This window comes from Ureibacillus sp. MALMAid1270, from assembly GCF_049202975.1.
Classification (GTDB): Bacteria; Bacillota; Bacilli; order Bacillales_A; family Planococcaceae; genus Ureibacillus.
In genome coordinates, this window is record NZ_JBMIRP010000078.1 from 88,244 (window position 1) to 110,729 (window position 22,486).

Sequence of the window (22,486 nt, forward strand, 5' to 3'; positions counted from 1 at the left end):
TAATCTAAACTATTTTTAAATGATTTGCTCGTATTTTGTATTGTTCATAAAAAATTCCAAAATTTTATTGGTTACGAAACATTTCATATGAACGGCCAAAAGTTGTAACATATATATGAATTATAACAGACCATTTATGAAACTTTTCCTCAAGACAAACGTATTTAAAACTATAGTATTAAGGGGGTACGATTATGTTAGGAGCAATGAATTTTGTAACGCGTCATGCATTTAGCTTTTTAATAAGTTTAACTGTTTTTACCTTAACTGTGTTGAATTTTGATTTAGGCCCAGTACTTGTGCCGATCATTACGATATTGACATATTATGTAAGTAATAAAGCGATTAAATTTATCCAAAAATCGAAGAAAAGTAAGGAGCTTGGTTTAACGCGATCCGAACTAAATCATATTGAAAAACAGCTAAAATTAGCAAGAAGCCATATTTTTTCTTTAACTCAGCAATATATTAAAGTTCGATCAATCACTTCTTTTAAAATTTTAAATGAAATGACGAAATTAGCACGTAGAATATTAAACATTGTACAAACAAATCCTTATAAATTTTACTCTGTACAAGATTTCTTTTATTCTCATTTACCTTCCGCGGTAGAGTTAACTAGTAAATATACACTACTTACTCAACAACAGCTTAAGGATATGGAAATTCAATTAGCTCTTGAAGATACACGTAAAACATTGAAAAATCTTCATGAAACGATGGAAAATGATTTAAAATCGGCATTAGAATCCGATTTAGAACAGTTAAGAATGGAAATCGATTATGCAAAGTTAGAAAATGAAAAAAATCGAAAGCATATTAATTATAGAGGTGACCATGAATGACACAAGAGAAGAGCTCACATCAAAATTCTATACTGAATAGTACGAGCTCTTTTTTTGATGGTGCAAATGGAGAGATTGTATCGAACGATCAATTACCTTCTATTTTTTCAACATTATCAGAAGAGAATCAACAAAATGCATTGTACTTAGCTAGTACGATCAATGCTACACAGTATAATGCTATACTGCAATTTGGAATAGAAGCACAACATAAACTAAAACATTTTACAAACAATTTACTTGTTCAAGTACAGCGAAATGATACATCTCCTATTCGCGATGTACTTTTTAAGCTGATGGAACAACTTGAAAAAATAGATCCAGATTCATTGATCGAGAATAAAGGCTTCTTTTCGAAGTTGTTTAAACGTGCAAATTCTACTATTCAAGAACAAATATCTCATTTCAAAAGACTTAGTGTACAAATTGACCGTTTAAGTATTCAATTACTACATGCACAAAAAGGATTACTCTCAGATATTGCTATGTTAGAAGAGTTATACAAATTGAACGAAGAATACTACCATAACATTAATATTTACATTGCTGCTGCTCAGCTTAAGAAACAAGATATGATTAACCAGCTAACAACTTTGCAGCAAGAAGCACTTGAAAAGAATGACCTTATTAGTAAACAGAAACTAAATGATTTTTTACAAGCGATTGAATGGCTAGATAAACGGATTTACGACTTACAATTATCCCGTGAAGTTTCTATCCAATCGGCACCACAAATTCGATTAATACAACAAACAAATCGATTGTTAGTGGAAAAAATTCAATCATCCGTTTTAACAACAATTCCTTTGTGGCAAACGCAAATCTCCATATTAGTAAACATGAACAATCAAAGACGACTAAATATGACTGGTCAAAAATTAATGGATATCTCTGATGATATGCTTAGAAAAAATGCTAAAATGATTGAAGCTACAGCAAAAGATTCCAAACGACATAAATCTATCACTCATACAGATATTGATACGTTTAAACAAACTCAACTACAATTGATTGAATCTATAGAAGAAACATTAAGAGTTCAGGCAGAAAGTAATACACAACATGCAGAAATTGAAGCAAAAATGGGACAGTATCTCGGATGATGCTGTTCTATTTTTTATTGTGTGTGTTAGAGATACTTTGTGTCTTAATCGCCCTACTTTGTGTCCGAATCACTCTACTTTGTGTTTGATTCGCTCTATTTTGTGACAGTATAACCCTTTTTTGTGATGTACGCGGATTGGATCTACTTTGTGACAGAATGGCCTCACTATGTGTCGGATTCACCCTTCTTTTTGACAGAATTGCCCTACCTAGTAATTCCAGTTCCCCATCAACCTCATAGAATTAAAAACACGACAATCAGCCTTTAGCTGACAGTCGCGTTCATTAATTATTGTACAGATTCAAAGTAATCTTTATAATATCCGCCGACTTTTCCTGTGTTGTCGACTACAAAGATAAATTCTTCTGTTTCATTTTTCACTTCATACTCTTTACCAACAGTTAACACATTTGATACAAGGTATTTTTCAGCATTTGTATTAACACATTTCACCGTTCGGATCGTTGGTGCATCTTTCCACTTTAAATTTAACATTAAATTTACCTCACTTTTACTATTTACGTGTATAATGTATTCTCTATTATATTTTATACGATATTCAATTATTTGTGAATTTATATCTATATTTTCAACTTTGAAACATGCAAATTTTCATGGTACTATTATCCAAAAGAGGTGATAACTTATGTCTTTCGGAGGAATTTCAACCTGGTTATTAATTATTGCAATTGTATTTGCCATAGTATTTATTGTAATCGCTGAATGGAATTCAAGAAGTTAAGGATTTATAGTATTCCCTTTATTTTATCATTAATATTATATTAATTAATATACAGATCAAAAAGATTGTTGAAAATAATAAACTATTGAAATTTGCATTACGATCCCCATATTTCTTTTCAAGATAAATAATAAATAAACCGATAAGAATAAATAATAATAAAATCCAAAAAATGTGAATTACCCATTTGTAAATGCCTATTAATAATGTAAACATAATCAAAGAAATGATTAAACTATAATAGATGTATTTTGCTACATTACTTTTTTCAAAATACACTATTTTTCTTATTAGATACATTCTCCTGATTATTGGATTAGATATTACCATACCAATTATTAAAGCTAATAAAAGGAATGATTGAATTGTTGATGGAGAATAGGCAAAGGAACTCATAAAAATAAATCTTGTCTCGTCATCAGCTATTCTACTATTTATGGTAAACCATTGTTTTGTATTGATATTATAAAAGGTTTCTTCATCGAACATTTTATAATGCCCTACTTTACCATTATCATACATAAATAATAATTCTGCTATTATCGGATCATTCATATAGGGTATCGTATTTTCAATTTTTATTGGTTCCAATAATTTCAAATACTTATCGAATCGTTCGATTATATTTAATATATAAATCCTCCACAAAGATCCCCCTTTTCTAATACTATAGACGAAGAAGTTGTTAAAAAGTGTAAGAAATATAAAAAAAGACAAATTCCCTATTTTCTTAGGAATTTGTCTTAATCAAGCAATTATTTTAATGTACGCTTTAAGAATTCTTTTGTACGATCGTGCTGTGGATTTACAAGTACTTGGCTTGGTGGTCCTTCTTCTACGATTACACCTTTGTCCATAAATACAATTCGATCTGAAACTTCTTTTGCGAATTCCATTTCGTGGGTTACGATTAACATCGTATTCCCTTCTTCAGCTAGTTGACGCATTACTTTTAGTACCTCGCCAACCATTTCAGGATCTAACGCAGATGTAGGTTCATCGAATAACATTACATCAGGGTCCATCGCTAGTGCACGTGCAATAGCAACACGTTGTTTTTGACCACCTGATAATTGACTTGGCTTTGCATTCGTATATTTGTCCATACCTACTAATTTTAAATATTTTAATGCATTACGTTCTGCGTCTGCTTTAGAACGTTTTAATACCTTTTGTTGTCCTACAACACAGTTTTTTAACACATTATGATTATTAAACAAATTGAAATTTTGGAACACCATACCTAAATGAGTACGGTATTTTCTAATATCATGATTTTTGTCTAATATGTTTTCACCTTTATAAATAATTTCCCCACCAGAAGGAGTTTCTAGTAAATTTATACAGCGTAATAGAGTGGATTTACCAGAACCAGATGATCCGATTAAGCAAACTACTTCTCCTTTAGCAACTGAAAAATTTACATCGCGTAATACTTCATGGTTTCCAAATGATTTGTTTAAGTGTTTAATATCTATGACTTTTTCCATTCATAATTCCCCCTTACGCGACCCTTTTATCTGGTTGGAAATTGTAGTCTTTTGGACCATCTAATTTCTTTTCAAATAAACGTAATAATTGTGAAGCAGCAATTGTCATAATTAAATAAATCACACAGGCAATTAAATAAGTTTCTGCTGTTTTGTAGTTAATACTTGCAATTGTTTGAGTAACAAAGAATAATTCCGTTACACTAATTACACTTAATACAGCAGAGTCTTTAATGTTCATAATTAATTGGTTCCCTGTAGCAGGTAAAATATTTCTTATTACCTGTGGCAATATAACATGAACCATTGTTTGGAAATGACTCATACCAATTGTCTCAGCAGCTTCATATTGACCTTTGTCAATCGAAACAATACCACCACGCACATATTCAGCCATATATGCACCAGTATTTAATGAAACTACTAAAATAGCAGCTACAAAGCGATCCATAACAAATCCGTATGCAGCAATTCCATAGAATACAACCATCGCTTGTACAATCATTGGTGTACCACGGAATATTTCTACATAAACCGATAAAACAAAGTTAACGATTTTTAGTAAAAATGATTTAAAGGATTTTTTACGTAATGGTATCGTATGCATGACTCCAATAAATAGTCCGATGAGAGCACCAATAATTGTACTAAAGATTGCAATTAACAATGTAATATATGCACCTTTTAAATAACCTGGCCAATTATGCTCTAAAATTGAGAGTATAGACTCAAAACTCATAAATATCCTCCTTACAACATACTGTTGTATTAAAGTGGACACTGACTATAAAAAATAGTCAGTGTCTATAGACTACAAATAATTTAAGTATAAATTATTCTGCTGGTTGGTTTTGAATAGCAGCATCCATTAGTTGTTGTCTTTCTTCTTCAGAAATTTCAGCTAATGCAGCATTAATTTTTTCGATATTTGTTTCACCTTTACGAAGACCAATTGCAACAGCAGCATCTGCTTCGCTAATTTCAAAACCATCTTCTAATTCAATAAATACAAATTTAGAATTTGCAGCAGTTGATGAAATCGCTTCTGGTCTTTCAGCAACATAAGCGTCAATTACACCAGTGTCTAATGCAACGCGCATTTCTGTAAAGTTGTTCATTGCAACTTCTTTTTGTACATTTGGAATTTGGTCAATTACATTATAATTTGTTGTACCCATTTGAGAAGTAACTTTAGCACCAGCAAAATCAGCTAATGTTTTTGCGTTTGCATATTTACCATCTGCTTTTGTTACGATTACAAATTCACTTAAGTAGTAGTTATCAGAAAAATCGATTGCTTGCTTACGTTCATCAGTTGGACTCATACCAGCAATAACAGCGTCGATTACATTTGTTTGTAATGCAGGGATTAAACCTTCCCAATCTGTTTTAACAATAACTAATTCTTTTCCTAATGCTTCAGCTACACGTTTTGCAATTTCAACGTCGTATCCACCAGCATATTCGTCAGAACCTTCAATTTTTACAGCCCCATTTGAATCATCTTTTTGAGTCCAGTTAAACGGAGGATATGCAGCTTCTAAACCAACTTTAAAAACTTCTTTCTCTTCAGATGTTTCATCAGTCGAACCTTGATCAGCAGAACCACAAGCTGCTAAAACTAGAATTGCAAAAAGTGTGGTTAACATTAACAGTAGATTTTTTTTCATATTCTTTCTCTCCTTTTTAAATGGTTATAGGTATATATGAAAAAACGACCTAGAAGATTCTAGGTCGCGTGTATGTAATATACCCAAATCCTCAATTATTCCCGTTTAGAGATAGCACAACTCAAGTACGTTGGGAAACTATACTTGAGACAGTCCTGCAGTTATTCACTACAGACCCAGCATAAAGCATTGAGCTTACTTTACACTTCGGCGATATCTCCTTCTTTTTCATGTCATCGTTTGCTCGAACTCAATGAAAAACTAATAAATATCGCGCCTCTACCTCACATGAAAACAAGTGAGGTTAATATTTAGTTATAATCAAATGTTACGTCAGAGCACACATTATGTCAATAGGTAAGTTATCAAATAAATATCTAAAATATCAGAATAGTATATTGTTTGAATATTCTCAATAGATATAATTACACAATTTTCAGTAAGTTCTAAAGTGAAAAGCTCTAGCGAGATCATTAAATCTGCTAGAGCTAAAACAAAATTATGAATTTAATAATAAATCTTCTGGATTTTCGATTAATTCTTTAACTGTTTTTAAGAATCCAACTGAATCTTTACCATCGATAATTCTGTGGTCATAAGATAATGCAACGTACATCATTGGACGGATTTGAACTTCACCGTTAACAGCAACTGGACGGTTTACAATAGAGTGCATACCTAGAATGCCGGCTTGAGTACCGTTCATAATTGGTGTAGACATTAATGAACCGAATACTCCACCATTTGTAATAGTGAATGATCCACCAGCCATGTCATTTAAACCTAATTTTTTATCGCGAGCTTTTTTAGCTAAGTTTGCAATATCTTTTTCGATTTCAGCAAAGTTTTTAGCATTAGCATCACGTACAACTGGAACAACTAATCCTTCTTCTGTAGAAACAGCGATACCGATATCAAAGAAGTTGTTTAAGTGAATTTCATCACCAACGATTTGAGCATTAACATATGGGTATTTTTTAAGTGCTGCTACTACAGCTTTTGTGAAGAATGACATGAATCCTAATTTAATATCGTTAGCTTTCACGAATTCTTCTTGTTTACGTTTACGTAACGCCATAATGTTAGTCATGTCGATTTCATTAAACGTTGTTAACATTGCAGTAGATTGTTTAACTTCTAGTAAACGTTTTGCAATCGTTTGACGACGACGGCTCATTTTTTCAATTGTTACACGGTCTGTTTGAGCAGCTGGAGTGAATACAACTGGACCATTTGTCGTTGCAACAGGAGCCACTGGAGCTGCTGGTGCTGCTGCTACTGCTACTGGTGCAGTTCCATGAGCTGCTACGTCTTGAACTCTTACGCGACCTTGTGGGTCAACTGGTGAAATAGCACTTAAGTCAATACCTTTTTCACGTGCTAATTTACGTGCAGCAGGTGAAGCTACTACGCGGTCATTTGAAGTTACTTCAACAACTGGTGTTATAGCAGGTGCTTGTGATGCTGCAGGAGCTGCTGGTGCTGCTTCAGCTTTTGGAGCTTCAGCTGCTTGTGGTGTTGGTGCTGCACCTTCTCCAGCTTCTACAACAGCAATTACTTGACCTACTAATACTGTATCACCTTCAGCTGCAAGAACTTGTGTAAGTACCCCTGCTTCTTCTGAGATAATTTCAGCATTTACTTTATCAGTTTCTAGTTCAACGATGAATTCGCCTTTTTCAACGCGATCTCCAACTTTTTTAACCCATTGGGCAATTGTTCCTTCTGTAATCGATTCTGCTAATTCAGGGACTTTAATTTCAGCCACAATCATATCCTCCTTTATATATCATGTATGTTTTTTAAACATACATTTTCACTACTATCAATAGTAGTACACGACTATCAATCAAATATTTATTTTGCAAATGCATCTTGGATTACTTTAGCTTGAGCTACTTTGTGAGAGTCCGCATCACCTTCAGAAGTTGATGCCATTTCTGGACGTCCTACGTATTTTAATTTCTTACCATCAGCAATTTCTAGTAAATATTCTAATGCATATTTCCAAGGACCTTGGTTTTTAGGTTCCTCTTGTACCCATCTAATTTCTTTTACATTAGGGTATCTTGAAATAATTTCAGAAAGTTTTTCAGATGGGAATGGATATAGTTGTTCAACACGTAAAATATGTGTATCGTCGAAACCTTCTCCATCATTTACATGTTCTGCTAAGTCAATTGTAACTCGACCAGAACCAATTAGAATACGTTCAACTTTTTTAACGTTTTTACCTAAGCCTGGTTGCTCAATTACTTCTTGGAAGCTACCTTCAGATAGGTCTTCAATTGTCGCTGCTGCTAAAGGATGACGAAGAAGTGACTTTGGAGTACCCACAACTAATGGACGCACTGCTTCAGTACCTAACATTTTTGCTTGACGACGTAATAAGTGGAAGTAGTTTCCAGCATTTGAACAGTTCGCAACGATCCAGTTATTTTCAGCAGATGATTGTAAATAACGTTCAATACGTGCTGAAGAGTGTTCTGGACCTTGACCTTCCATACCTGTTGGTAAAAGAATAACTAATCCAGATTTTTGACCCCATTTAGAACGTGATGAAGAAATAAAGTTATCAAACATCACTTGAGCCATATTAGCGAAGTCACCGAATTGACCTTCCCAAATTGTTAAAGCTTTGTTGTGTTCTAAATTGTAACCATATTCAAATCCAATAATTGCAGTTTCAGTTAATGGTGAGTTATGCACTGCAAATGTTGCTTTTGAACCAGATACGTTGTGTAAAGGAACGAATTCTGCACCAGTAGTTTTATCATGTAATACTAGATGGCGTTGTGAGAATGTTCCACGTTCTGCATCTTGACCTGTAATTCGTACTGGGTTTCCGTCACGTAATGTAGCAGCAAATGCTAACGTTTCAGCATGCCCCCAATCGATTTTACCAGTCTCAACAGCTTCTATGCGTTTTTTAAGAATTTTAGCAAGTTTGTTTTGTGGCTCGAAAGTTTCTGGCCATGCTAATAATTCATTGTTAATTTGTAGTAAATCTTCTTTTGGAACTGATGTATCTACAGCTGGGTATCCAGTTTTAACTTCTTCTGGCATTGAAATTTCAAAGTGACCTTTTTCTTCGCCAACTTGTTTCACATGATCGTAAGAAGCTTGCATTTGAGCATAAACATCTGCATCAAGTTTCTTCACTTCATCGGAAGTTACAACACCTTCACTTGTAAGTTTTTCACCGTAAAGTGCACGAACTGTTGGGTGTTTTGAAACAATTAAGTAAGTTAATGGATTTGTTACAGTTGGATCATCTGTTTCATTGTGTCCAAAACGACGGTAACCGATTAAATCAATTAATACATCTTTACCGAAGATTTCACGATATTCAAAAGCAAATCTAGCAACTTGTGCTACTGCTTCAGGATCATCTGCATTTACGTGAATAACAGGGATACCATACCCTTTTGCTAAGTCAGATGAATAACGAGTCGAACGTGAATCGTAATGTTCTGTTGTAAATCCGATCATATTGTTAGAGATAATATGAATAGATCCTCCAGTACTAAAGCCTTTTGTATTTGCATAGTTGAACGTTTCTTGTACGATACCTTCACCTGCAAATGCAGCATCACCATGCACAAGAACAGATAATGCTTTCTTTGGATCATAAGTTGGGTAACCTGGTTTAGATGTTGTATCTTCTTGTGCTGCACGAGTTGCACCAGTTACTACTGGACTAACAACCTCTAAGTGAGATGGGTTATAAGCTAATTTCACTTTTAGACCAGATTTATGTGTATAAGTAGCACCCATATGATACTTAACATCACCAGTCCAACCTTTTGTAATTTCAAGTGAACCATCTTCTGGGAAGAAGTAATCATTTGGTACGTGTGCGAAGTCAGCGAACATCATGTCATATGGTTTATTTACAACATGAGTTAACACGTTTAAACGTCCACGATGGGCCATACCCATTTGCACTTGATTCATTTTTTGTTTTTCAGCCATTTTAACGATTTCATCAAGAAGTATAACTAAAGTATCTAACCCTTCAATTGAGAAACGTTTTTGACCAACAAATGTTTTATGAATAAATTTTTCAAAGTTTTCAACGCGAGTTAATCTTTCTAAAATCGCCTTTTTCTCTTCTGTATTTAAACTTTGTTTTAAAGAACCAGATTCAATTTTTGCTTGAATCCATTCACGTTCGTTTTTATCTTCAACATGAGAAAATTCAAATCCGATTTTATCTGTATAAATTGAACGTAAAAAATCCACTGCTTGTTTTCCGTTGGAAACGTTTACAGGAGGAACTGTAAAGAATAGTGATGCAGGGATTGCTACTAAATCTGCCTCTGTTAGACCATAATAACTTGCTTCTATTTTAGTCGTATCTAATTTACGATCCTTTAATGGATAAATATCTGCGGCTAAATGTCCAAAAGAACGAATTGCATCTGCTAATTGCACAGCTGCAAATATTTTTGACATATTACCTGGCTGTACGTTAGCTACTACTCCCTCAGTAGCTGTATAGCCATCTTCCACAATCGGCGAACCAAATTGTTGGAATAAAGCAACTAGTTCCGGATCAACTTGCTCAGGTGATGTTTGGTATAAATCATATTGTTCCATTACATAACCTAAGTTTGGTCCGGCAAATATGGACCAAGGGGAACTAGATGTTAATACATTGTTCGACATGAGAATAACCTCCAAATTTGCCACATGGCAATTCCATTGTTCTCTAATAGTTATAACAAATTTCACCATATCTCAACAATTTATAATTGTTATCAATCTGATAATGAAATGGAATTGTTTCAAAATGGTGAACGTTATTTTCCACTTCAATCTTACTACTCTTCTAAAAAAATACAACTCTTTTTAGTAAAAACTACATAATTTTTTCCTAAGTAAGGAAAAGTAGCTCCTTTTAATAGTTTAATCATTAAATAGGAATTCTTAACGTAAAAATTGTACCCTCTCCGAATACACTTGAAACATCAATTTTGACTTGATATTTTTCTGCTAACATCTTTGTAATACTTAAGCCAAGTCCTGTACCTCCCCCTGTATTTTCTCTCGAATCATCAACTCTATAAAAACGGTCGAAAATTTTATTCAGATGTTCTTCTTTAATACCTATTCCATTATCTTTAATCGTTAGGATAATATGTTCTGGTAGGTAGTTAACTTTAATATCGATTATTGGCTCATTTATATTATAGCGAATCCCATTTTCAATAATGTTGCGAACTATTTGAGCAAATGCATTTTCAGTAATATGTGCTAATTTGGCTTCACCAATATATTGTATTAATATTGAAGCATTACTGTTTACAATTTGAACTTCATTTTTCACTGAATTTAGGACCTTGTCCACATTCGCATAGGCATATTCATCACGTTTTTCTCTTCGAGCTAAATCAAGAAGTTCTTCAATCATTTTTTTCATTCTTTGTACTTCAGATATGGATGTATTTAAAGATTCTTCAAATACCTCAGGGTCATCTTTTCCCCATCTTTTAATGAGCGATAAATGACCTTCAATCGCTTGAATTGGAGTTCTTAATTCATGGGAAGCATCTGAAACAAATTGCTGTTGCTTAGCAAATGATTGTTGTAGCTCATCCATCATCGATAAATATATTTTAAGTAGATCACCAATTTCATCATCTGCAGAATAATTGAATTTTATTTGTTCCTCAAACCCTTTTTCCTTCACCGTCACCATAGAGTCACGCAAATCTTCTAATGGTCTCATCAATAAATTTGATAAATAAGAACTTATTAAGCCAGCTATTAGTATGGCACCAATTCCTGCGATTAACATAGCTGTTAACATATATTGCATCATGGATTCAAACGACTGAAGTGGATGAATCAATTGCATATAACCTTGGAATAAACCTATTTGAACAATACGACTTACGACAATACTAGATTGTCCATCTATTTTCGCTTTAAATACAGCTGTATTTTTTAAATCCTCATTAGTTATAGGAATATTTGCTTTTGAAGATTGATCGTTAATTCTTAATACTTCATAGCCGTCCATATTAAAGATTCTAACCGTTTGATTCTGATTGACGATCGATTTCATCAAGCCCGTATTTTGTTGAAATTCTCTTATTGTAATTGAACCACCTTGTGATTCAAATAAGGATGTTAAATCATCTACAGTTCGAATGGCATTATTTTGTTCATTATTATATAACCAGGTATTAAGTGCAACATAGATAACACTACAAATAGCGGCATAACTAATTGAAATAATGAGAGCAGTTAAAAAAGTCCATTTCTTTTTTAAAGAAAGGTTTAGAATATATTCTCGAATCCTCATTCTCTCACCACATAGCCGACACCGCGCACAGTTTCAATAATTGGTTCACCGTCTGTTTTCAATTTGGAACGAAGATGTCGAACATATACATCTACTACATTTGTTTCAACTTCTGATTCATAACCCCAAACAGATTGTAAAATCATTTCACGAGTGCATACTCTATTTTTGTTCTCACATAACAATTTCAATAAATCATATTCAGTCTTTGTTAGATCGAGCTTATTTCTTTCAAAAAATACTTCATATGAATTTGTATTAATCGAAATATCACGTACTTGAATAAGGTCATCTTGTGTATCTATTTTCTTTACTCTTCTTAGTATAGAGCGAATTCTAGCAAGTAATTCTTCTATTGCAAATGGTTTCACTATATAGTCATCTGCTCCTGCATCTAAACCTGCTACTCGGTCCATTACTTCATCTCGCGCTGTTAATAATATGATTGGCACATCTGATTGAGCACGAATTCTTCTACAAACTTCAATTCCATTTAATTTCGGTAACATGACATCTAGAAGAATGCAATCGAAACTTTCATTTATTGCTTTATTTAGTCCTTCTCTTCCGTCAAAAGCTAATGCAACATCAAATTGCTCATGACGCAATTCTAGTTCGATAAAACGTGAAATAGTTTTTTCATCTTCTACTATTAATATTCTTTTCGTCATCGTCTCACCTTCAAGCATTTAGGATCGATTAAATTATGTTTTGCACTTTTTAAGTGAAATCCACCAAAAAAGCCACAGAATAAGTTTAACTTATAATGTGACTTTTTGACGATTAAAAACCTCTAAACCTACTTTATTAATGTGAGATAAAAGAAGCCGTCTCCTTTTTAACAATTTGAATACAATTTTCATATTGTAATTGTTCATCGGTCTCTTCTTTACTAATCCATTTGAAATCGTTTTTTGAAATATCAATTTTATATTTAGCAGTAATTGTTGCATTTCCAATTAAAGTTAAGTCATATTGACCGTTTTTCTCAATGACTTTACATTTTACAAAACCACCTGGATTGAAAACAGTCACCGTTTCATTGTCCACATAGCCATAGATTTTTGCTACTAATGCAGAGGCAGTCATAGCAGTTCCACAAGCATTTGTAAATCCAACTCCACGTTCATATGTTCTAACGAAAATAGTGTCATTTTTCATTGGGTATGCATAACTTACGTTTATGCCATCTGAACAATATTCATTTTCCCCGTTTAAATACTGAGCTAATTTTAGTTGATGTTGATTAATTGTAATATACTCCTGATCTACAATACCTATTAGATGTGGATTAGGAACTGATACCGCTGTATATTTTATTTCGTTTGAAAACTCATTAATGATCTGATGACTAATTTCAGTTTGATTTTTATACTCCATTGGCAAAGTATCTAATTGGAATGATATTGGTGAGATTTCCACTGCATATGTAGGGATTGAACCATAAATAGGTTCTTCTCTCCTTACATTCAAGTTTGCCTTCATAGTTTCGATAACCGCTGCTTCTTTATCTAGCTTTTCACAAACATGCCTTGCCACACAGCGTAATCCATTACCACACATAGACGCTTCTGAACCATCTGCATTGATTACTCTCATTTTTGCATCTGCTACATTGGAAGGTAAAACGAGTAATAATCCGTCTGCTCCACCTTCATTTGATTCTTGGCATAACCATTTTGTAAGTTTTACCCAATCAAACTCGTTTTCCTGTTCGCTCTCATATAAATAAAATGTATTTCCAGAACCATGGACTTTTAAAAACGTTCTTTCCATACAACATCACTCCTCTAATTAATATCTTCTATCATAATTGTTAAAAAACTGTGAATCAACTAACTCTTGCAATTATTTAATTTTACAATGTTTACACACGTTAACAAAGATTTCACATTTATTTAATATCTTTACTATTGCAAGATGATATTTCTTTATTATATGATACTTCTACAAAATACTTATTTTTGCTGCTTTGATATGTAAATTATTTGGTATTAGTAATAATAAAAAATATCATACCAATTACTATTTTCTATGTATGTCATACTAACTGAAGTTAGAAAACCTAGGGAAACGATGGATACTGTATTTGCTCCATAGTTGATCGCCTAGTTTTTTTTAGGTCCTTTTTCTAAGAAACTGTTGCCTTGTGACTAAGCTTTTAATAGCAACTACCCTAAAAGGAGGCGTAAACATGTTAAAACACCGAGATCTATCAGAAACACATGAATTATACCAACTAATGAGTCATCCGTCTGTATTCCCATACGTAAGACAAAAGGCTTCATCAGCAGAAGAGTATTTATTTATGACGAAACAGCTAATAGAAGAGGAACAATTAGGTTTAACCATTTCGAGAACAATTATTGATGATTATGGTCAGCCAATTGGAACAATTAATTTATATGATATTGAAGATGGTGCAGGGTTTTTAGGAACTTGGATCGGTGTTCCATATCAAGGTATGGGATACAACCAAACTGCTAAAAAGGAATTTTTAACTGAACTTTTCTTCCAACACAATATTCATACAGTGTTTTTAAGAATTCGAAAAGGAAACGAAAAATCAAAACGCGCCTCCTTAAAATTACCTTATGTGATTGAAGCAAGTGAGACACATCAAGCTCTTTATGAAGAGATTAATTCTGGTGAGACAAAGTTTGATTTATTTAGAATTCCAAAGGACTTATTCTACCTTGTTACTGCCCATGAAAATAATGTGGAAGAAGAACAAGCAATGTAATGAATTCAACCATATATAAAAAGTCGACAAAACTTAAAACGATAAGTTTTGTCGACTTCTTTTATTTTTCATATTGTAAAATTAATTTCACCATTTCATCTGGAGTTTTTGGACTTTCTGCATTTGTCATTGATTGAATAATTTTCGGATTTTGATCTACAAGTCTTTGAATTGACTTTAAAAATGTATTTTTTGTTAACTCTTCCTCTTCTAGAACTAAAGCAAATCCTTGCTTTTTGAAAATATTGGCATTCAATATTTGATCGCCACGACTTTTAGCAGCAGATAATGGAATAAGTAACATTGGTTTTTTTAATGCTAAAAATTCATAAATTGAATTAGACCCCGCTCTAGATACGATATAATCTGAAGCATGTAACAGGTCAGATAGATCATTTGTGACATACTCAAATTGTTTATAACCTTTTAAACTCGTTAAAGTCTGATCTACGTTTCCTTTCCCACAAAGATGGATAATATTAAAGTTCACAAGTAATTCCGGTAAGTTACTTCGAAGTGCATCATTTAATACTACTGATCCTTGACTTCCTCCCATAACTAGGAGTACTTGTTTATCATCTTCGAATCCGCATTTACGAAGCCCTCTATCTTTTTTTCCTTCGAATAATTCTTGTCTTACGATGGACCCAGTACAAGTTGCTTTCTCACTTGGTAAATATTTAAGCGTATCCTCAAATATTGTAAAAACGTGTGAAGCAAATGGTAATGCAATTTTATTGGCTAAACCAGGTGTTACGTCAGACTCATGAATTACTACCGGAATTTTCGCCATTTTTGCCGCAATGACTACAGGTACCGAAACAAATCCACCTTTTGAAAAAATCATAGTCGGTTTAACTTTTCGAATAATTGACTGTGCTTGCAAAATACCAGCTAACACTTTAAATGGATCTGTAAAGTTTTTCATCGAAAAATATCTGCGAAGCTTACCACTTGATATACCATGGTAAGGTACATCTGGGAAACTTCCTGTAATCAATTCTTTCTCTATTCCATCGTGAGAGCCTATATAATGCACATCGTAGCCTTCTTTTAATAGGGAAGGAATGATTGCTTGATTTAACGAAACATGACCTGCAGTTCCGCCACCAGTTAGTATAATCGATTTTTGTTTCACAGTTATTCTCCTATCTTATGTAAAAACTTAAATTTTTAAGTTACACATTCAATTTTTTAAATTTATCGGATGATTGTTTTCCTGGATAATTAATAAATCCACAATAGTTATCTATGCGAAAGTACAACATTAAATGATGCCACTTTCTTTCCGATTTTAACATATCTTATGCAGATATAAATAGAAAAGAAGGTAAATACTTCAACTAAAAAATGCCCCAGTAGCAAGAACTACTTAAGGGCATACATCATTTTTATAGTTGTATAAATTGTTGTGTCCAGTAGTATCCATCCTCGACGAAACCAACACCAATATGTGTGTAGTTTGCATTTAAGATGTTTTGACGGTGTCCAGGAGATTGCATCCATGCTTGGACTACTTGCTGTGGTGTACGTTGACCTTGAGCAATATTTTCACCTGCAGCACGGTAATTAATGCCTGCTGCTTTTATTTGATCGAAAGGACTTCCATATGTAGGACTTGTATGAGAGAAGTAATTATTGCTCGCCATATCAGCTGATTTTGCTTCAGCAACATCCATTAATGGATAATTAAAAATTCAACCTCTTTAACATTATTACAGCAATATTACATCGTTTTTTCGCCGATTATTGAAATTTGATCAATATTTTCACCAATGATCACAATCTGAGGTTGCATTTTAATATATTCAGGCAACCATTGAACTAAACCGTATGCGTATTGAAATAACATCGGATTTTTCATGCCCTTAATCGGTACATAACCTTTCATACGGTATACTGTACTTGGCAATGAGTCGGACCCATTCTTCAAATTGTTGCTGTGTAAAATGTTCTTTGAATTCAACTAAACGTGAACTTAAATGTAAATGTATACCTATTTTAGCTGAATGAATGTCTCCCTGCTCTTTTCTAACAGTTGATTGTAATTGTTCTAGTAGTTTGAGTGGAACACGTCCATTTGTTGTTTGTAATAAAAACGCATTAGGATTTACTTGCTGAATTTCGTAGACAATTTTCGCTTGTTCGGACTCATTTAACAAATCAATTTTATTAGCTAATAATAGATGGGCATGTCGAATTTGTTCAAAAAATAAGCTTCTTACTTGTGGAGACAAAGTGTTTCGGTCTAACCAAAGTTTGCTATCAACTACAGTTACAATACCTTTAATGTTAAGTTGATCTGCGAATAATGGAGAATAAACAGCATCTAGTGCTTCTACTGGATGGGCAACGCCAGTCGTCTCGATTATGAGAACATCAAACTGTTCATTTGCCAGTAATGATTGTATTTGTGCTTCCGTTTTTTCACTCCCTGAACAGCAAATGCAACCTTCTAACATTTCTTTTAATGGAACTTCGTCATCAACCGCCTGTGAATCAAAATTTAATTTTCCAAATTCATTCATTATAACAGCTGGTTTGATTCCTTTTTCTTTTAACTGTCTAATCACATCTGTTAACATGGATGTTTTACCGCTTCCTAAAAATCCACTAAATAAAAATACATCTTTCATTTTTCAATAAACTCCTTTTATGAAGAAAGAGCTGATGTAGTTCATATGAACAAATCAGCTCTTAATTTACTAGTTATTATTCGGTTTCAGTAGTAGTTTGCTGCTGTAACAATTCATTAGCTTTTAATAAATGAGGGTCTTCATTTTGAATCTTTTGTCTTAAAGCCTCCATAATTGCATAAGTTGTATCGCCAACAATTGTACCTGTTTGATCTAATTTTTGATCTGCTTGGAATTCTTTTACAGCAGATTCAGTATCTTCATCAAACTCATTATCAACTGTTCCAACAGTATATCCTAATACTTCTAACATTTTTTCAGCATTACTTACTGTTGTAGAAACAGTACCAACTGTTAACTCAGTTTTAGGGTCAATATATGTTAACTTCGCATATTCAGGGTATTGTATTTCGAAATCTGGCTTAATTCCAGTTTCATTGATCCAATTCCCATTTGGTGTTAACCATTTACCTGTTGTATATTTTAAATTTGACCCATCCGGTAAAGTACTAATTGTTTGAACTGTTCCTTTACCAAAAGAAGTTAAACCAACAAGTTTAGCATTACCAGATTCTTTTAATGCACCTGCTAAAATTTCAGAAGAAGAAGCACTACCATTATCAATTAATACAATGATTGGAAGGTTATACTTCTTACCACCGTCAGCTAAAATTACCTCAGGTTCACCTTCGCGTCCTTGTACTTGAACGATTGGTTTTCCTTTTTCAATAAATAAATTAGCTATATCAAGTGCAGTGGATAAATAACCACCCGGATTTTGTCGAACATCTAATATAATGCTCTTCATTCCATCCTTTTCAAACTGTTCGAGTAATTTCTTCAAGTCTTCAAACGTTTTTTCACTAAATGAAGTGAGTTGGATTTTAGCAATTTTATCTTCACCCATTTCACCATAAACCGTTTCAATAGGAATCTCATCTCGAACAATTGTAATTTCTTGCAACGTTTCACTATCACCACGTTGAATCGTTAATGTAACAGGTGTACCTTTTTCTCCTCGAATTAATAATACAGCCTCAGAAGCACTCATTCCTTGAATACTTTCACCATCAACCATTAAGATGATATCTTCTGGAAGAATCCCAGCCTTTTCTGCAGGTGAATTTTTTATAGGAGAAACTACGACGATATTTCCGTTTTTTTCTTGAATTTCAGCGCCAATTCCTTCAAAGCTAGATGATAAGTCCGAATTAAACTGCGCTGCTTCTTCTTTGTTCATATAGTCTGTGTACGGATCTTCTAGTGCATCGAACATTCCGTTAATAGCACCATAAATAATCGTTTCATCGTCAACTTCAATATAATACTTTTCTTTCAATTCATCATATGCTTCATATAATTTCTTAAATTCTTCTCGTTCAACTTGAGGTTTTGTTTCAACAACTTCAACCACTTTTTCTTCACCAAAAGTTAAAGCGAAAATAGTTAATCCTGCAGTAAATATTATCGTTAAAAACATAATCATAATGAACGTGAATGGTTTTATACGTAAATAGTTTTTCGCAGGTTTGTCATGTTTTTCTACTTTTTCTCTATCATTCTCTAATGACACTTGACTATTTTGATTTTGTTGATTTTGTTGATTTTGTTCATCCATCTTTCTTCACCACTCTCATTTACACTTAACAACAAAGACGTTATTTTCATCTTAACAGTTTCATTTAATTACGAAAAGAAAAGACTGCCAATTAATAGACAGTCTTGTACTCTAGACTATTCAATAGTGTTAGCACCATTACATTCAATATTGAAATTAAAAGAAATTGACTTTTAGTCTTGGATTGCAGCTTCAAGAGCAACAACAATCATATCGTTGAATGTAGTCTGTCTTTCTTCAGATGTTGTAACTTCTCCAGTAATGATATGATCAGAAACTGTAAGAACAGAAAGTGCTTGTCGTCCAAATTTTGCAGCAAGTGTATAAAGAGCAGCAGATTCCATTTCAACAGCAAGTACGCCGTATTGGGCTAGTTTTTCATTTTGATTTTCATCAGAGTAGAACATATCTGCTGTCATAACATTTCCGACTTTAAGGTTTAGACCAGCAGCTACTCCTGCATTGTAAGCTTTTAAAAGTAAATCAAAATCAGCAATTGGAGCATAGTCGATTCCGTTAAAGATAATTTCATTCATCTTTGAATCTGTTGTTGCACCTTGTGCTAAAATAACGTCTCTTACTTTTACGTCTTTTTGAATGGCACCGCATGTCCCAACACGGATTAATTTTTGAACACCATATTCTTGCATTAACTCCGTTACATAAATTGAGATAGATGGAACACCCATACCTGTCCCTTGAACAGAAACTCGTCTTCCTTTATAAGTACCTGTATAGCCGAACATATTTCGAACTTCATTGTAAATCGTTACATCTTCTAAAAATGTTTCAGCAATATATTTTGCACGTAATGGATCTCCAGGTAATAAGATAATGTCTGCAATTTCACCTTGCTTTGCATTTATATGAATACTCATTGAATCCCTCTTTCTTTCGTTGTTAAATTTCTTTTGTAGACTTCATAGAATTCTAAGTGTTTTCTTATTTGAAAGATTTTCTCTCATTTTACAATATACTTTTTTTTAAATGTTTGTGCAATCCTAAACATTTTAATATTTGCACTAATTATATTTTGTGAACGGATTTATTTCTGATACTTCAATCTGTAAATATCCCATAATTCATCAAAAGCAGAGGTTGATAAAAACTCATCTGCTTGTATTTCTATGTAGCTAGATAATTCTTCGAAGGATGTACTCGTTTTTGGAAAGCCGTGGTCATTAAAAGCACTTTCTGCAAATCTCGATTTTTGATCTGACCAATCTCCACCTCTAAAGGTTAGAACAAATTCATAAAAACTTTTTTCCATATTCAATTCTCCTTGTAATAAAATCCATAAAGAACACTACTGAAAGATAAAGGCCGCCACGAAAGATACTCTTTCTTGACAGCCTACTCGATTAGATTTATTCAAATACTTTCAAGTATTCACCGTAACCTTCTTCTTCTAATTTTTCTTTTGGGATAAAACGTAAAGAAGCGGAATTAATACAGTATCGTAATCCACCTAATTCACGTGGTCCATCTGGAAATACGTGGCCTAAATGAGAATCTGCAGTTTTACTTCGAACTTCCACTCTTCTCATTCCATGTGAAGTATCGAATCGTTCTTCAATTTCTTCGTTTTCAATAGGCTTTGCAAAACTCGGCCATCCGCACCCTGCATCGAACTTATCTTTCGAACTAAATAATGGTTTTCCGGATACGATATCAACATAAATTCCTTCTTCAAAATGTTGGTCGTATTCATTTTGATATGGTGGTTCTGTGCCATTTTGTTGTGTTACATAATATTGCATCTGTGATAACTGTTTCAAACGCTCTTCTTTATTCATTGTTATTCCCCCAATGTTGTTGAATGAATGCAGCTCTACCAGATCCGATATGATATCGATCATAATGTAATGGATTTTTTTTATAATACTGTTGATGGTATTCTTCTGCTGGATAGAAAGGTTTTGCTGGAAGTATTTTCACAGCGATTGGTTTATTGAATTTACCAGACTTCTCTAATCGTTCTTTCGATTCTTCCGCAATTCGTTTTTGTTCATCATCATGATAAAAGATAGCAGTAGTATAGGATTCACCACGATCATAAAATTGGCCACCAGGATCTGTTGGATCAATTAAAGTCCAATATAACTCCACTAATCTCTCATATGGATAAATATCAGAATCAAATGTGATTTGTACGGCTTCTAAATGACCAGTAGTCTCCGAACAAACTTGTTCATATGTAGGGTTTTCAACATGTCCACCTGTATAACCAGAGATCACTTTTTCAATCCCTTCCATTTGGTCAAAAGGCTTTACCATACACCAAAAACAGCCTCCAGCAAATGTAGCAATTTGTTTTGTCATATTATCCCCTCCTAATCGTTCGGTACTATAACCTCTAGTAAAATACGGTCATTCCGTAAATCTATTTCTTTCGCACGAACTTTTGATCCGTCAGCAACAGTTAGCTGTGAAAGATCTACAAAAATCTCTTCTTCACTAGGTCGAATAACTACCCATTCTGGAAATTCAACCGTTTCCTCTAACAATACTAAAACCATGGATGGCTTTAAATCAATCTTTCCTACATTTATTTTAGAATATTTTAAATGTAAATTACCATTTTCATTAACGATTGGTTCAAAATCGATTTGAATAGGAAATGAAACCCCTAATGCTATAATTTCACTGAAAATAGAAATCTGATCGTCCATTGTTATGGCGACAGGTAAAGTTTCTGTGTTTAATGCTTCACGTAAATATTTTAAAGCGAGCTTTTCAAAATCCTTAGTTGTAGTTTCTACTAAGAGCACACTTCCCTTTGCATCTTTGACAGGAGGAAGTGGTACATCTTCAGTCGGTGAAGTCGCCAATATTATTAACGATGTTATTACAGCTATGATAGCACCCGCTAAAACAAAGAAGGCGACTTTCCATTTATTCATCCTAATTCACTCCCGAATTTTTTACAACAAATAAGCTTTGTTTAAAGTCTTAAATATTGTTATAACTCCGATAATAACAATGACTATTAATATTATAATTATATGTATAAAACTCTCAACTAATCTCTTAGTATTCCCAAGTTTCTATGTCTCATTCCTATTATTACTTTAAATCGTGGGAAAAATTAGAAATAATAATCACATTATCCTTTTAAGATAAACAACGTAAATAATTTCAATACGTTCCATTCATTCGCAAACCTTTTGTTAAATTGGTATATAATCGAGTAGGAGACTAGCCATTAATTGGCTAGTCGACCTCTCACACCACCGTGCATACGGTTCCGTACACGGCGGTTCAATAACTTAAGTACCTATGCTCATATAGCTTATTTAGGTCTTTTATCCCCCACTTTATGAG

20 protein-coding genes, 2 pseudogenes and 1 riboswitch are annotated in these 22,486 nt (G+C 33.3%); of the genes and pseudogenes, 3 read left to right on the forward strand and 19 right to left on the reverse strand.

The features are described 5' to 3' along the window. Positions 1 to 194 precede the first annotated feature (194 nt). Both ACOQFO_RS10340 and ACOQFO_RS10345 read left to right on the forward strand, forming a co-directional pair. Positions 195 to 845, forward strand: coding sequence for a 5-bromo-4-chloroindolyl phosphate hydrolysis family protein (locus ACOQFO_RS10340; RefSeq protein WP_421689588.1), 651 nt, complete (start codon positions 195 to 197; stop codon positions 843 to 845). Continuing rightward, on the forward strand, positions 842 to 1,948 hold the full coding sequence (locus ACOQFO_RS10345; RefSeq protein WP_421689589.1) for a toxic anion resistance protein: 1,107 nt from the start codon (positions 842 to 844) through the stop codon (positions 1,946 to 1,948). The genes ACOQFO_RS10340 and ACOQFO_RS10345 overlap by 4 nt, the downstream gene beginning before the upstream one ends. A 290-nt stretch (positions 1,949 to 2,238) precedes the next feature. Here the strand turns inward: ACOQFO_RS10345 and ACOQFO_RS10350 are convergent, their stop codons facing one another. The 10 genes from ACOQFO_RS10350 to dapF form a co-directional block, all read right to left on the reverse strand. Beyond that, positions 2,239 to 2,445 carry a DUF6501 family protein gene (locus ACOQFO_RS10350; protein WP_421689590.1) on the reverse strand — a complete coding sequence of 69 codons (207 nt, stop codon included), beginning with the start codon at positions 2,443 to 2,445 and terminating at the stop codon, positions 2,239 to 2,241. A 265-nt stretch (positions 2,446 to 2,710) separates the two neighbouring features. After that, the gene (locus ACOQFO_RS10355; RefSeq protein ID WP_421689591.1) at positions 2,711 to 3,340 is read right to left on the reverse strand and encodes a hypothetical protein; all 630 of its coding nucleotides are present in this window, start codon (positions 3,338 to 3,340) and stop codon (positions 2,711 to 2,713) included. Positions 3,341 to 3,447: 107 nt separating this feature from the next. Next, the gene (locus tag ACOQFO_RS10360) at positions 3,448 to 4,182 is read right to left on the reverse strand and encodes an amino acid ABC transporter ATP-binding protein (protein ID WP_421689592.1); all 735 of its coding nucleotides are present in this window, start codon (positions 4,180 to 4,182) and stop codon (positions 3,448 to 3,450) included. 13 nt (positions 4,183 to 4,195) lie between these two features. Beyond that, positions 4,196 to 4,921 (reverse strand): amino acid ABC transporter permease, encoded by a 726-nt coding sequence (locus ACOQFO_RS10365; RefSeq protein ID WP_421689593.1) that lies wholly within the window; start codon positions 4,919 to 4,921, stop codon positions 4,196 to 4,198. A 94-nt stretch (positions 4,922 to 5,015) separates the two neighbouring features. After that, on the reverse strand, positions 5,016 to 5,852 hold the full coding sequence (locus ACOQFO_RS10370; protein ID WP_421689594.1) for a transporter substrate-binding domain-containing protein: 837 nt from the start codon (positions 5,850 to 5,852) through the stop codon (positions 5,016 to 5,018). A 104-nt stretch (positions 5,853 to 5,956) separates the two neighbouring features. Continuing rightward, positions 5,957 to 6,142: riboswitch (Lysine riboswitch) on the reverse strand. A gap of 209 nt (positions 6,143 to 6,351) precedes the next feature. Next, the gene (odhB, locus tag ACOQFO_RS10375) at positions 6,352 to 7,620 is read right to left on the reverse strand and encodes a 2-oxoglutarate dehydrogenase complex dihydrolipoyllysine-residue succinyltransferase (RefSeq protein ID WP_421689595.1); all 1,269 of its coding nucleotides are present in this window, start codon (positions 7,618 to 7,620) and stop codon (positions 6,352 to 6,354) included. An 89-nt stretch (positions 7,621 to 7,709) separates the two neighbouring features. Then, entirely contained in the window at positions 7,710 to 10,523 is a 2,814-nt protein-coding gene (locus tag ACOQFO_RS10380; RefSeq protein WP_421689596.1) for a 2-oxoglutarate dehydrogenase E1 component, read from the reverse strand. A gap of 247 nt (positions 10,524 to 10,770) precedes the next feature. Then, a complete protein-coding gene (locus ACOQFO_RS10385) occupies positions 10,771 to 12,165 on the reverse strand; it encodes a HAMP domain-containing sensor histidine kinase (RefSeq protein WP_421689597.1) in 1,395 nt (464 codons plus the stop codon). Further along, positions 12,162 to 12,836 carry a response regulator transcription factor gene (locus tag ACOQFO_RS10390; RefSeq protein ID WP_421689598.1) on the reverse strand — a complete coding sequence of 225 codons (675 nt, stop codon included), beginning with the start codon at positions 12,834 to 12,836 and terminating at the stop codon, positions 12,162 to 12,164. Before ACOQFO_RS10390 ends, ACOQFO_RS10385 begins: the two co-directional genes overlap by 4 nt. Positions 12,837 to 12,972: 136 nt before the next feature. Further along, positions 12,973 to 13,941 (reverse strand): diaminopimelate epimerase, encoded by a 969-nt coding sequence (gene dapF, locus ACOQFO_RS10395; protein WP_421689599.1) that lies wholly within the window; start codon positions 13,939 to 13,941, stop codon positions 12,973 to 12,975. Between the two features lie 418 nt (positions 13,942 to 14,359). Here dapF and ACOQFO_RS10400 point away from each other — a divergent pair, with 418 nt between their 5' ends. After that, positions 14,360 to 14,908, forward strand: coding sequence for a GNAT family N-acetyltransferase (locus ACOQFO_RS10400; RefSeq protein WP_421689600.1), 549 nt, complete (start codon positions 14,360 to 14,362; stop codon positions 14,906 to 14,908). Between the two features lie 61 nt (positions 14,909 to 14,969). Here the strand turns inward: ACOQFO_RS10400 and ACOQFO_RS10405 are convergent, their stop codons facing one another. The 9 genes and pseudogenes from ACOQFO_RS10405 to ACOQFO_RS10445 all read right to left on the reverse strand — a co-directional run bounded on the left by ACOQFO_RS10405 (position 14,970) and on the right by ACOQFO_RS10445 (position 22,065). Then, on the reverse strand, positions 14,970 to 16,046 hold the full coding sequence (locus ACOQFO_RS10405; protein WP_421689601.1) for an undecaprenyldiphospho-muramoylpentapeptide beta-N-acetylglucosaminyltransferase: 1,077 nt from the start codon (positions 16,044 to 16,046) through the stop codon (positions 14,970 to 14,972). Between the two features lie 253 nt (positions 16,047 to 16,299). Further along, positions 16,300 to 16,590, reverse strand: a pseudogene (locus ACOQFO_RS10410) (CAP domain-containing protein); the annotation flags it as partial. A 44-nt stretch (positions 16,591 to 16,634) separates the two neighbouring features. After that, a pseudogene (locus ACOQFO_RS10415) lies at positions 16,635 to 17,544 on the reverse strand (CobW family GTP-binding protein). 76 nt (positions 17,545 to 17,620) lie between these two features. Beyond that, complete coding sequence (locus tag ACOQFO_RS10420; RefSeq protein ID WP_421689602.1) at positions 17,621 to 19,162, reverse strand: S41 family peptidase; 1,542 nt, start codon at positions 19,160 to 19,162, stop codon at positions 17,621 to 17,623. A 173-nt stretch (positions 19,163 to 19,335) separates the two neighbouring features. Beyond that, on the reverse strand, positions 19,336 to 20,040 hold the full coding sequence (gene deoD / locus ACOQFO_RS10425) for a purine-nucleoside phosphorylase (protein ID WP_421689603.1): 705 nt from the start codon (positions 20,038 to 20,040) through the stop codon (positions 19,336 to 19,338). A gap of 167 nt (positions 20,041 to 20,207) precedes the next feature. Beyond that, positions 20,208 to 20,432, reverse strand: a complete 225-nt coding sequence (locus ACOQFO_RS10430; RefSeq protein WP_421689604.1) for a YozE family protein — start codon at positions 20,430 to 20,432, stop codon at positions 20,208 to 20,210. Between the two features lie 97 nt (positions 20,433 to 20,529). Next, entirely contained in the window at positions 20,530 to 20,964 is a 435-nt protein-coding gene (msrB, locus tag ACOQFO_RS10435) for a peptide-methionine (R)-S-oxide reductase MsrB (RefSeq protein ID WP_421689610.1), read from the reverse strand. Continuing rightward, positions 20,951 to 21,484 (reverse strand): peptide-methionine (S)-S-oxide reductase MsrA, encoded by a 534-nt coding sequence (gene msrA, locus ACOQFO_RS10440; protein ID WP_421689605.1) that lies wholly within the window; start codon positions 21,482 to 21,484, stop codon positions 20,951 to 20,953. Before msrA ends, msrB begins: the two co-directional genes overlap by 14 nt. 11 nt (positions 21,485 to 21,495) lie before the next feature. Further along, complete coding sequence (locus tag ACOQFO_RS10445) at positions 21,496 to 22,065, reverse strand: YpmS family protein (protein ID WP_421689606.1); 570 nt, start codon at positions 22,063 to 22,065, stop codon at positions 21,496 to 21,498. Between the last annotated feature and the right edge of the window lie 421 nt (positions 22,066 to 22,486).

Bases quoted from the DNA above. Each gene is read 5' to 3' on its own strand.
- ACOQFO_RS10340 (WP_421689588.1), top strand. From the start codon at position 195: ATGTTAGGAGCAATGAATTTTGTAACGCGTCATGCATTTAGCTTTTTA.
- ACOQFO_RS10345 (WP_421689589.1), top strand. From the start codon at position 842: ATGACACAAGAGAAGAGCTCACATCAAAATTCTATACTGAATAGTACG.
- ACOQFO_RS10350 (WP_421689590.1), bottom strand. From the start codon at position 2,445: ATGTTAAATTTAAAGTGGAAAGATGCACCAACGATCCGAACGGTGAAA.
- ACOQFO_RS10360 (WP_421689592.1), bottom strand. From the start codon at position 4,182: ATGGAAAAAGTCATAGATATTAAACACTTAAACAAATCATTTGGAAAC.
- ACOQFO_RS10365 (WP_421689593.1), bottom strand. From the start codon at position 4,921: ATGAGTTTTGAGTCTATACTCTCAATTTTAGAGCATAATTGGCCAGGT.
- ACOQFO_RS10370 (WP_421689594.1), bottom strand. From the start codon at position 5,852: ATGAAAAAAAATCTACTGTTAATGTTAACCACACTTTTTGCAATTCTA.
- ACOQFO_RS10380 (WP_421689596.1), bottom strand. From the start codon at position 10,523: ATGTCGAACAATGTATTAACATCTAGTTCCCCTTGGTCCATATTTGCC.
- ACOQFO_RS10385 (WP_421689597.1), bottom strand. From the start codon at position 12,165: ATGAGGATTCGAGAATATATTCTAAACCTTTCTTTAAAAAAGAAATGG.
- ACOQFO_RS10390 (WP_421689598.1), bottom strand. From the start codon at position 12,836: ATGACGAAAAGAATATTAATAGTAGAAGATGAAAAAACTATTTCACGT.
- dapF (WP_421689599.1), bottom strand. From the start codon at position 13,941: ATGGAAAGAACGTTTTTAAAAGTCCATGGTTCTGGAAATACATTTTAT.
- ACOQFO_RS10400 (WP_421689600.1), top strand. From the start codon at position 14,360: ATGTTAAAACACCGAGATCTATCAGAAACACATGAATTATACCAACTA.
- ACOQFO_RS10420 (WP_421689602.1), bottom strand. From the start codon at position 19,162: ATGGATGAACAAAATCAACAAAATCAACAAAATCAAAATAGTCAAGTG.
- deoD (WP_421689603.1), bottom strand. From the start codon at position 20,040: ATGAGTATTCATATAAATGCAAAGCAAGGTGAAATTGCAGACATTATC.
- ACOQFO_RS10430 (WP_421689604.1), bottom strand. From the start codon at position 20,432: ATGGAAAAAAGTTTTTATGAATTTGTTCTAACCTTTAGAGGTGGAGAT.
- msrA (WP_421689605.1), bottom strand. From the start codon at position 21,484: ATGACAAAACAAATTGCTACATTTGCTGGAGGCTGTTTTTGGTGTATG.
- ACOQFO_RS10445 (WP_421689606.1), bottom strand. From the start codon at position 22,065: ATGAATAAATGGAAAGTCGCCTTCTTTGTTTTAGCGGGTGCTATCATA.